12 protein-coding genes and 1 riboswitch are annotated in these 11,223 nt (G+C 30.7%); of the genes, 2 read left to right on the forward strand and 10 right to left on the reverse strand.

Features of this window, described 5'->3' with window-relative positions; all coding sequences use genetic code 11:
• Positions 1-95 precede the first annotated feature (95 nt).
• The 5 genes from RSD37_RS14510 to RSD37_RS14530 all read right to left on the reverse strand — a co-directional run bounded on the left by RSD37_RS14510 (position 96) and on the right by RSD37_RS14530 (position 4,041).
• Positions 96-461, reverse strand: a complete 366-nt coding sequence (locus RSD37_RS14510; RefSeq protein WP_346947460.1) for a hypothetical protein — start codon at positions 459-461, stop codon at positions 96-98.
• 190 nt (positions 462-651) lie between these two features.
• Entirely contained in the window at positions 652-1,962 is a 1,311-nt protein-coding gene (locus RSD37_RS14515; RefSeq protein WP_346947461.1) for a HAMP domain-containing sensor histidine kinase, read from the reverse strand.
• 3 nt (positions 1,963-1,965) lie between these two features.
• Positions 1,966-2,619 (reverse strand): response regulator transcription factor, encoded by a 654-nt coding sequence (locus RSD37_RS14520; RefSeq protein ID WP_346947462.1) that lies wholly within the window; start codon positions 2,617-2,619, stop codon positions 1,966-1,968.
• A 182-nt stretch (positions 2,620-2,801) separates the two neighbouring features.
• Positions 2,802-3,230, reverse strand: coding sequence for a hypothetical protein (locus RSD37_RS14525; protein WP_346947463.1), 429 nt, complete (start codon positions 3,228-3,230; stop codon positions 2,802-2,804).
• A 346-nt stretch (positions 3,231-3,576) separates the two neighbouring features.
• On the reverse strand, positions 3,577-4,041 hold the full coding sequence (locus RSD37_RS14530; protein WP_346947464.1) for a hypothetical protein: 465 nt from the start codon (positions 4,039-4,041) through the stop codon (positions 3,577-3,579).
• 256 nt (positions 4,042-4,297) lie between these two features.
• A riboswitch (TPP riboswitch) is annotated at positions 4,298-4,401 on the forward strand.
• Between the two features lie 292 nt (positions 4,402-4,693).
• On the opposite strand from RSD37_RS14530, the gene thiC reads away from it, so the two are divergent.
• Positions 4,694-6,007 carry a phosphomethylpyrimidine synthase ThiC gene (gene thiC / locus RSD37_RS14535; RefSeq protein ID WP_346947465.1) on the forward strand — a complete coding sequence of 438 codons (1,314 nt, stop codon included), beginning with the start codon at positions 4,694-4,696 and terminating at the stop codon, positions 6,005-6,007.
• 257 nt (positions 6,008-6,264) lie between these two features.
• Here thiC and RSD37_RS14540 read toward each other — a convergent pair whose 3' ends face one another.
• From RSD37_RS14540 to RSD37_RS14560, 5 genes are all read right to left on the reverse strand, one after another.
• A complete protein-coding gene (locus RSD37_RS14540; RefSeq protein WP_346947466.1) occupies positions 6,265-6,942 on the reverse strand; it encodes a Crp/Fnr family transcriptional regulator in 678 nt (225 codons plus the stop codon).
• 188 nt (positions 6,943-7,130) lie between these two features.
• Complete coding sequence (locus RSD37_RS14545; RefSeq protein ID WP_346947467.1) at positions 7,131-7,568, reverse strand: gamma-glutamylcyclotransferase family protein; 438 nt, start codon at positions 7,566-7,568, stop codon at positions 7,131-7,133.
• Entirely contained in the window at positions 7,568-8,209 is a 642-nt protein-coding gene (gene pcp, locus RSD37_RS14550; protein ID WP_346947468.1) for a pyroglutamyl-peptidase I, read from the reverse strand. The genes RSD37_RS14545 and pcp overlap by 1 nt, the downstream gene beginning before the upstream one ends.
• Before the next feature lie 227 nt (positions 8,210-8,436).
• Complete coding sequence (locus RSD37_RS14555; RefSeq protein WP_346947469.1) at positions 8,437-9,366, reverse strand: DUF979 domain-containing protein; 930 nt, start codon at positions 9,364-9,366, stop codon at positions 8,437-8,439.
• 14 nt (positions 9,367-9,380) lie between these two features.
• Positions 9,381-10,052, reverse strand: a complete 672-nt coding sequence (locus RSD37_RS14560; RefSeq protein WP_346947482.1) for a DUF969 domain-containing protein — start codon at positions 10,050-10,052, stop codon at positions 9,381-9,383.
• Positions 10,053-10,635: 583 nt separating this feature from the next.
• On the opposite strand from RSD37_RS14560, the gene RSD37_RS14565 reads away from it, so the two are divergent.
• The gene (locus tag RSD37_RS14565; RefSeq protein WP_346947470.1) at positions 10,636-11,208 is read left to right on the forward strand and encodes a hypothetical protein; all 573 of its coding nucleotides are present in this window, start codon (positions 10,636-10,638) and stop codon (positions 11,206-11,208) included.
• The last annotated feature ends 15 nt before the right edge of the window (positions 11,209-11,223 follow it).

Below are 11,223 nucleotides of genomic sequence, written 5' to 3' on the forward strand. Positions count from 1 at the left end.
TCCCTTTATAGTAGACAGTTAAAATAATAAAACTGTTTCTATAAAGGGGGCATTTTATTATGGGATGAAAACCCAAAGTATCATAGGAAGTTAAATTATTTTAACATAGGAACTAGTTGATCATATTGAGCCTTGGTAACTATATTAGCTTTTAATAATGCATCTAATAATCCTATATCAGTAGTTGGAAGTGCATTAGGGTCTTTAGCTTGTAGTTCCTGATAATAAGTATGTACTTTATCAAGATCTGCTTTAGAAATAACATTTTGCTTTATAAGCATCATCATAGCAGATATAAGTTTTGGATAATTTTCATGGCATTGTCTAGAATCCTTATTTTTTTCTGTCATATTTATAGTTGGCATATCAAATATCACAGGGCCTTCTGCAAAAGCAGGAATAGAAATCATACTAAGACTTATACTTGCAGTTAAAATTGCACATATTATTTTACTTTTCATTAGAATATCCTCCTTTAGTTCTATAGTTAATAGTATTTGCAATTTAAAGTTATTATATTTATATAATTGTAAAATAGCAGGAAGAATCATAATGAACCCATGAAAATATAATATCTATATACTTAGGAAACTCCGCCTCAACTGCGTTCGGTGGAGTAAGTTCCACTAACAAAATATAAAATTTTCAGTGTCACTTAGGAATTTCAAGATAAAATTCACTACCTTCACCAATTACACTTTCAGCACCATAATTAAATCTGTGTGCTTTTAAAATTTCGGAGCAAATTGGAAGTCCAAGTCCCATGCCACCACTGTCTTTACCCTTATAGTATCTAGTCCATATATCATTTAAATGTTCCTTAGAGATGCCTTCTCCCTTGTCTATAACTGAAATTTTAATATTATAATCAGTAGCAATAGCCTTTAGAATTATCACATCATTATAGACACTGTGAGTTATTGCATTGGTAAGAAAGTTGTAAATAACCCTATTAATCTCCTCAGGATCAAGGAGTACCATTATATCATTAATGGAGTTATCAACTATTAACTGGAAATCTTCATGGCTATTCTTATGACCTAGGGTAAATCTAGTCCATATATCTGTGATATATTCTTTAAGAGGTATTTGCTGTAGGTTTAGAACTTTTTTACCCTCTCTAAACTTTGATACTTCAAGGATGCCTAAAACTAGAGTGTTTAATCTATCTACTTCAGCAATAATATCATTACTGTATTCTTTTGCCTCCATACCTTCTACTAAACCATCCTTGATGGCTTCACTATAACCTCTAATTATTGCAAGGGGAGTTTTAAAGTCGTGACTTACATTAGATATAAATTCCTTTTGCAGGGTATTTTTATGATTAAGCTCCTCACTCATGTTTTTTAGACTGTTGGAGAGGTCTTCAATTTCATCATTAGTATTCACTTGTAAATCTACCTGAAAATTTTCCTTAGAAATTTCAAGAGCAGCTTTTTTTAATTTAAGTATAGGAGTAGTAAACTTTTTGCCAAGAAACATTCCTATTAATATTGAGAATATTAATGAAACAAAAAAAGCGACAGCTAATATCCAATTTATATATTTAGTATACTTAGAGGTATCATCATAGCTTTTAAATACAATTATATCTCCAAGTTCTGTAGAATTTCTATAAGAGATAAATTTTTCACCCATATGGTTTTCAAATATATCAGTGGTTTTAGTATCCACAATCTTTTGAGTAACCCCATACATTTTCCCACAGATATTTTGTACATTGCCATCCTTAACAAGGACAGCGCTAATATTATCCATAGAATAGTTTTGGTAATTAGTATTATTTGAGTTCTCTTCTAAAAGTATATATATTTTATTTGAGGCTGATTCAAGATCATTATACTGAATATTTATATAAACCTTAGAAAGAAAGAAACTTATTATAAGTGATGAGATAATAACTACTATGGCAGTGACTAGAACAAAGTATGAAATTAATTTTTTTGTAATCTTATCCATGTTTTACTCCAATTTATATCCTACACCCCATACTGTTTTTAGATGGGTGTTAAAATAGGATATTTTCTCTCTTAAATTTTTTACATGGGTATCAACAGTACGACCATCTCCCTCGAAGTTTATATCCCAAACACTTTGTAGAAGCTGTAATCTATTAAATACAATATTTGGATTATTAGAAAAGTGGAGCATTAAATCAAACTCTTTAGGGGTTAGTGCAATTTCCACATTATTTTCAATAACAGTCCTTCTTTTCTCTTCTATAATCAAATTTTCAAGGATGAGAGGTTTATAGGGAGTTGAGGATTTAAATCTTAGTCTAACTCTGAGAACTAGCTCCTTCATACTAATTGGTTTAACCATATAATCCTCAGCACCAAGTTCAAGACCAAAGATTCTATCATCCTCTTCACCTCTAGCAGTAGTTAGTATAACGGGTGTATCACTTTCTTTTTTTATTTTTCTAAGCAGAGACCAGCCATCTTTTTTAGGCATCATTACATCTAATATAATTAAATCAAATTCTTGATATAAAGCATCCTCACCCTCTTCACCATCAAAGGCAAGAGATACATCATAACCTTCTTTTTCCAAGTATAGCTTCATAACTTGGCTAAGCTTTTTCTCATCTTCCACAATTAAAATACGCTTATTCATATATAATCTCCATTCTAAACTTTTATTAAATTAAGTATATAGTATGGGTTAGTTAAATCAATAATAAAAATTCATATAAGTTACTAGTAGGTTTATCATAAAATATATACCTTTACTAAATATAATTATATAAAAATATAAAGCTACTTACCATAGCAAGTAACTTTATATAAAAAATATTATTATCTACAACCGTTGTTATTTCTGTTGCCTATACCATTACCAAGTCCTTGGCCGGCACCCTTGCCCATACCTTCTCCAGTACAAGAACCATTACCTAGTCCTAATCCGCTACCATCACAAAGACCTTCACCAGATCCATCACAGGCACCACTTCCAACATCAGTACAGTTATCTATTCTTTCACTGATAGTTGATTTAAGCTCTTCACCTTTTTCAGTAGTTAACTTTCCATCATTGACTAAGGTATCAATTCTATCAAACTTAGTAGTTTTTATATTTTCTTTAACTTCCTCAGTTGAAAGATTTTCAGTAATCACAGTTTCATTGGTTTTTGGAACAATATTACCACCATCCTCAGCAGTAGCGATCATTGTAGTACCAAGAGCTAAAGTTCCAACAATAGTTAGCATAAGTAAAGTTTTTTTCATAAATAAACACCATCCTCTTAATATTTTAATATACAGTGTAAAGATGAGTAATCTACCAGCAAGTGTTAAAACTATAATTTTTTTAGTAAAAGTTTTTAGTAGATTAATGTTTTAACTCATATATTATATTTTAATATTAATAGATAATTATAATGATTCCTTGGGTAAATTGTGATGATTTTGTGAAAATAGGAGAAAGCCACTAGAAATTTTTTCTAGTGGCCTTTATGTTTTAGAAAAGCAATTTTATGTCAGAGTAGGTTCATTTAAGTTAACTAAGGTCATTGTTTAAATTAATGAAATTAATCTAACTTAAAGCAAATATATTAGATGTGAATTAAGTTAATTATTGAGCTTTCTTTTGATCATTTGTGGTTTTTTCATCCTCTGTGTTACTATGACAGTTACCTTTTTTCTCACATTCAGGGTTCTGTTTTTTTTGTTTTCTAAAGTTTTTGCCTTTTTCTTCTTTGCTTTCTGTAGTTTTCTCATCAGTTTCATTTAAAGTTGGTTTCTTTTCTTCATCCTTCTTAGGAGCTACATCTTCAGTTGGTTTAGCTGGATTTACAGTTTGTTTTTTATCATCAACTTTTTTAGATTTATCTTCTTCATTTAAAGTTGGTTTGTTTTCCTCTGATTTTTTAGCTGGGTCAGCTGGCTTTGCAGGGGTTGAAGGTGTTGCTTTTTCTGCTGGAGCTTCAATGGTAGTTCTGGTTTCTAGTTCATCTAAACCATTATCATATACAAATGCAGCAGTAGAAGATGCCATGATAGTACCCACTAATGTTAGCATAATTAAAGATTTTTTCATTGTAATACACCGTCCTTTATAAAGTATTTAGTTAATAGAAAAGTTTTGAAACTAAGTATTCATAGTTTGATGAAAACAAAAAAAGAAGTAAGGATAATTTTTAGAAACATAAATAGGATTAAGAAAACTCGACCTTAGTTTATCCTTACAAATAAAAAATATGTTAATAAAAATTTCCCATTAAAAATGTAAAGAAAAATTGTGTATAATATTTTAAATATTTAGAGTTTGTGTTATAATGAAGGAAATTTAATAATAATTTAGCTAGGGGTGCCTAAAACGCTGAGAGAAGCAATAATTGCTTTAACCCTTGAACCTGATGTGGATAATGCCATCGAAGGAAAGCACTAAGAAGATTTTAAGAGTATTTAATTTATAAATATTTATTTTTGAATGTATCTAAAAAGGCTTACCTTGAGTAAGCCTTTTATTTTTTTATTATGTAGGAATTCCAAGTTTCTATATATAAGAAGAGATGTGCATGGGAAGTGCTCCATGCCCTTTTAAATAGGTCCTTAGTGAAGGAAACCTATGGTTCCTAGCGAGAAAGCGACTTGTCGCTTTTCTTATCTCATGAGGATATGCAGGGCAGAAGAATTATTAAATTGAGAGAAAGTGAAATAAAAAACTAGGAAAGTATAGGAGGAAGAAAATGAGTTTTACAACACAAATGGATGCGGCAAGAAAAGGTATCATAACAGAAGCGATGGAAATTGTAGCAAAGACTGAGAATATGGATATAAATTTATTAATGGAATTAGTTGCTGAAGGTAAGGTTGTTATCCCAGCCAATAAAAATCACAAGTCTTTAATTCCACAAGGAGTTGGACAAGGATTAAAAACTAAGATAAATGTAAACTTAGGAGTTTCTAAAGATTGTGATAATATAGAACAAGAAATGGAAAAAGTAAGAGTTGCTCTAGAGATGAAGGCAGAGGCAATTATGGATCTCTCAAACTATGGAAAAACTGCTAAGTTTAGAGAAGTTTTAGTGGAAACTTCAACAGCGATGATAGGAACTGTCCCAATGTACGATGCTGTAGGATTCTACGATAAAGAACTGAAGGATATAACTGTGGATGAATTCTTCAAAGTAGTAGAAAAGCATGCGAAGGATGGAGTAGATTTTGTAACTATTCACGCAGGATTAAATAGAGAAACTATTAATACTTTTAAGAGAAATAAAAGACTTACTAATATAGTTTCAAGAGGTGGATCTCTATTATTTGCATGGATGGAACTAAATAATAAGGAAAATCCATTCTACGAGTACTATGATAGACTTTTAGATATTTGTGAAAAATACGATTTAACATTAAGTCTTGGAGATGCATGTAGACCAGGTTGTATAAATGATGCTACAGATGCTTCTCAAATTAAAGAACTTATGGTAATAGGTGAACTTACTAAGAGAGCATGGGAGAGAAATGTACAAGTTATAATAGAAGGACCAGGTCACATGGCTATTAATGAAATTGAAGCCAATATGCTACTTCAAAAGAAACTTTGTCATGGAGCTCCATTCTATGTTTTAGGACCACTAGTTACGGATGTAGCACCAGGATATGATCATATAACTTCAGCAATAGGAGGAGCTATTGCAGCAACTTATGGAGCTGATTTTCTATGCTATGTAACTCCAGCAGAGCATTTAAGACTTCCTAATTTAGATGATATGAAAGAGGGAATAATTGCAACTAAAATAGCAGCTCATGCAGCAGATATTGCTAAGGGTATTAAAGGGGCAAGAGACTGGGATAATAAAATGAGTGAAGCTAGACAAAACCTAAAATGGGAGGAGATGTTTAACCTAGCTTTAGATGGAGAGAAGCCTAGAAGATATAGAGCAGAGTCAACACCACATCATGAAGATAGTTGTACTATGTGTGGAAAAATGTGTTCCATGAGAAATATGAATAAGATTTTAAGTGGAAAAGATATTAATCTTTTAAGAGAAGATGATTAATTTGATATGAGAAAATACAAAGGCTGTGAATGAAATTTCACAGCCTTACTTTTCTTATAATATAGTGTCAAAATATAAATGTAAATTAATACAATCTATGTAATTACAAGTAAATATTTAAAATTATACTAATATAATAACAAATAATTGTAAAAAAAATCTTATTATTTAAAATAAGAAATGAAATTATTAAGTATTTATAATAATAAATTATTAGCAAAAAATATCTTAAAATAATTGAAATAAATAAAAAAGTCTTATTCACAAAGACTTTTTAATTTTTCAAAATCTAAAATTTTAAATTGCTTATTTGAAGTATCAATTATACCAGCAGTTCTTAGTTCATTTAGTACCCGTGTAACGGTAACTCTAGAACATCCAATCAGGTTAGCTATTATCTCATGGGTTAAGGGGATAATTATTTCTGATGTATTATCAGAATTTAAATTATTAGATTTAGCACATTGAATAGCCATTCTACTAAGAGCAGAACAAATCTGAGCCTTTGGGGAGCGTTTTAAAAGGTCTCCCATTTGGAATAAGGAGATTTGATATTTCCTTAAAATGCTCTGAAAGAAATAGCTATAATCCATAGGATTTGAAAGTATATAGTTCTGAAGAACATCATTATCAATAAAGGAGATAGTTGTATCCTCCAGAGGGACAGGAGTTATATCTATATGAGGATAGAATAAGCTTTCCTCACCGTAGATTTCTCCAGGAATTAAAAAGAATAATATTTTCTCAAGACCACTTTTAGTGTAGATACATATTTTAAGTTTTCCTTTAATAACAATAGATAGCTTAGAGCTAGGCGAATAATCAACTTGTTCGTTTTTCTTATAGTGTTTTAAAGTGCCAAGGGAAGCCAGTTCTTCGAGGAAAAAACTTTTCATTTTTTCTTGCGGTGTAAAATTAAAGTATTCTTCATACATAAAGTAAACCATCCTTTGCAATATAAATTATTAAGTTGTAGTATAACATATTTAGAGTAGGGACAGGTATATAAAATTTTCACTGCAATAGAAGGGTATTACACAACTATCTTATTAGATGGTATCTAATATACAACGTAAAAAAAGACTGTCTCAAAATACTCAATTTTGAAACAGTCTCTTTATCGCTAAATGGAGCTCATATATTTTTTCCAATCTCCATGGTTAATATGAACAGCATGTTTATGAAAATCTTCATTACTATGTTGACAATATTTATACACATAGCAACTTTCATATTCATTTGTAGCCAGATTTTGTACATTCATCACAGTTCTAGCATATTCATTAAGAGAATTATTTTCAAAGGATACATAGCCTTCCATTTGATCAACTGGCAAAATATCCTTGTAAAAATCCTTAAGCTCCATAAGTTCTCCAATAACTTCCTCTTCCCCATCAAGTAGGGCAGGATATCCTTTATGAGATAAGTGAAAAAGCTTTCCGTTTACTTTTCCTAGAGAAGCAGGTGATACTTTATTTACTAGATACTTATCATAGTTAAAAAAACCTTCTCGTAAACTTCCGTATACGAAGATTTTTTTTTCTTCAGTTGGTTTCATCATTAGCAGATTGTCCCTCCTACGGTCTTAATGTCATTATCATTTTTAACTAATGCTTCGATACAAAGTTCAAGACATTTTGAAATATCTTGAAGATTCATGTAAGGAGTATTTGGTTTTGCAATTACTTGATTTGGAATGTAAGGAACATGGATAAATCCACCCTTCATGTCAGGATATTTCTTATCAGCAAGATATAGAAGTCCATACATTATGTGGTTGCATACGAAGGTTCCAGCAGTATTTGAAACGGCTCCAGGGAATCCATTATCAATCATGTTTTTAACCATAGCTTTTATTGGAAGAGTAGTAAAGTATGCATTTTCACCATCTTCTTTAATTTTTATATCTATAGGTTGATTTCCTTCATTATCTTTGATTCTAGCATCATCCATGTTTATTGCTACTCTCTCAGGCATAACAGCAAATCTACCGCCAGCTTGACCAACACAGATAACTGCAGAAGGTTTATGTTCTTCTATAAATTTCTCTAAGGTATCTACAGATTTATTAAATACAGTAGGGATTTCTACTTTTATAACTTCTGCACCAGCAATAGTATTAGGAAGAAGTTTAACTGCCTCTAAAGCAGGATTTATTTTTTCTCCACCAAATGGATCAAAACCAGTTATTAAAACTTTCATATATTTCTTTAATAAATGTATTTAGATAATACGTTTATTAAAGTTCACCTCCTTTGATTTTCACAATATTTTAAAATACTCTTATTTACATATCTAAAAGTTAAATTAACAATTGAAGTTGCAAATAAGAGTACTAATTTTAGGGTTTTTATATAATTCAAATATATAAAATTATATAAAGGTATATGACGATCTAAATCTCATTGTATATAAATTTAAAGGTTATCCTAGAATGCTAGGAAGTACATAAGTCCAATATGGATTATTAGTAATATCATAGCCATTGGGAATTGGCGTTTAATGATTGCATTTTTATCATCTATTTCTAGAAGTGCTGCAGGCATTATGTTAAAGTTAGCTCCCATTGGTGACATTAAAGTTCCGCAGTATCCAGCTGTTAAAGCTAAAGCTCCAGCAATTACTGGGTTAGCTCCTTGAGCAAATACAAATGGTATTCCAATACCTACAGTTATAACTGAGAATGCAGCAAAGGCATTACCCATAATCATTGTAAATACAGCCATACCAAGACAGTATGCAGTTACTCCGATAAATATATTTCCTTCTGGTATAAAGCTTGAAATTCCAGAAGCTATAACATTTCCAACTCCAGCAGCGGTGAATAATGCACCAAGAGCAGTAAGAAGTTGAGGTAATATACTTACAGGTCCAACAGAGTCAACCATTCTTGCTCCATCTTCTAAGATAAACTTTGGTTTAGCTTTTATTATAATTAATGTTGCGATAGTTGCGACTATTGCAGCTATACCGATAGATGCTGTTCCACTAATTTTAGTAAATTGAGCTACTGCTAAAGCTACAATAGCAATTACTAGTGGTGGTAAGAATACTTTATTCTTAAGCTTTTCAGCTTGAGATTTAGAAAATTCTGCATCAAGAGGTTTTGTAGGAGACATTTGAACTTGTTTAGTAACAGTTAAACATCCAAGAATTATAATTAAAATACCAACAAGGTCAGGTCTAATATATTGACCAGCTATAAATACAACACCTAAGATTGACCAGAATATAGTTGTTCCGATTCTTGCTTTATGTTCTTTATTTAAAGCTGTATAAACTGCAAGGGAAATCATTAGGAATCCCACTAATGCATAAAATATGTCAAGTAAAAAGTTTGATAATGCTTTCATATCCATAAATGAATCCTCCTTTACTTATCTTTCTTAGAATATTTTTTAATTAAAGATTTATCTAGCATGTGATTTTGTACTAATACCATCAAGAATATTATTACAGCTACTGGGATTGAAGCCTTAGCTATATCAATTCCTTCTACCATGTATCCTTGCTCTTGTAGTGTACTAGCAATTAAAAGTACTCCTGAACTAGCTAGAAATAGGTTTTGTCCAAAGAAGTTTCCGAAGTTTTCCATAGCAGCAGCAGAAGCTTTAATTCTATCCTCATCTTTCTTATCAATTTTCCCAAAGCTACTAACAGCAGCACCTTGTGCCATTGGGTTAACTAGTGGTCTAACAAATTGAGGGTGTCCACTCATTCTAATTGAAAGAGCAGCAGCAAGTTGTCTTACTACAGCATAAAGGCTAAGTAGTTTTCCAACTGAAAGAGATTTAGCATTACCTATAAGGGTTGCAGCTCTTTCTTTAAGACCGTATCTTTCGCACATACCAATTACTGGTAAAGTCAATATAAATAGTGTAATAGCTCTTTGTGCTACAAAGGTTGATCCTAGAGTTGTTAATATTTCACTAATACTTAGATTAGCAACAAGTCCTGTTAAAACTCCTGCAGTTAATACTACGGCAATAGTATCTAATTTTAGTGAAAAACCTATAATAACAATTACAATACCAATTAATTTAATCATTTATATCATTCCTTCCATGAAAATATGGTTCTTTCCTTCGAATTATATACTGAAGTGAAATTTAAATCTGTATACCCAGATACAGACAAGGTGGGTTTGATAATTCAAAAGAATAACTATGAAAAATTTTCATATACTTGAAAAGGGAGATATTTCAAGGGTTTCAGGGGGTAAGGAGTGAAAAATATTTGCACCTAGAATTGAATAAAAAAAGTATTATCAGCAAAATTCAGAAAAGAAGAAAATGGGTGACTATATAAAATTATGTGTTAATATCATAACTTTAGGTGAAATATTTTTTGTGTTTTGTGAAAATTGTATTTAATAATGTTGAACTTAATATTGTAATTTATCATATAAAAATAGGGGGAATAATAAGAAGGGGCAATGAAGTTATATGTTATGGAACGGCTGTAAAATTTAAATAATATAGGCAACTAAAGTATAGATAATAAAATATATAAAGGAATAAGTGCGATTACATTATAATTTTATGACATAAAGTATATACTTCATTATATAAGGGTTCGTATATAAATAAAGGATTATTCTTAGTTTATATGTAAAGGGAGGGTGTATAATGATAAAAAGTATAGTTAAATTAACATGTGTCGCATTAATCCTTGTAACAGGTTTTTATATTTTTGGATGTAATAATAAAGAGAAAGATGTGGAAACATCCAATATATCAGATAAAGTCATAACAAATCCTGGGGAATCAGGGGTTGAGCTAAAGTTTCAAGCCAGTTATGTTAGAACTGGGGGATATAGTAGTGAAAAGGAATATCCTATGATTACAATTTGCAAAACCTTAGAGGAATTAAAAGCTCATGAAGGAAAGGTTTCAGGGGTTAAGTTACTTAGTGCAAAAATGGTCAGTGAAAGTAGTGTTCAAAATATAGAGAAAAAATATGATGAAGACTTTTTTAAGAGTAAGGCTCTAATTGCAATTACTTTAAAGGAAACAAGTGGTTCAATCCGGCATGAGGTAGAGAAGGTTTTAAAAAATAATGATGAAATTACTGTATATATTGGTCGTAATGTTCCTAAAATAGGAACTATGGATATGGCGGAGTGGACTATTTATGTTGAGGTCAATTCTAAAGATGTAGATAGTGATGATATAGTATCCTTAGTATTTAGGAACATATAAAAATTTAAAATATTT

This window comes from Clostridium sp., from assembly GCF_036646415.1.
Lineage (GTDB): Bacteria > Bacillota > Clostridia > Clostridiales > Clostridiaceae > Clostridium_J.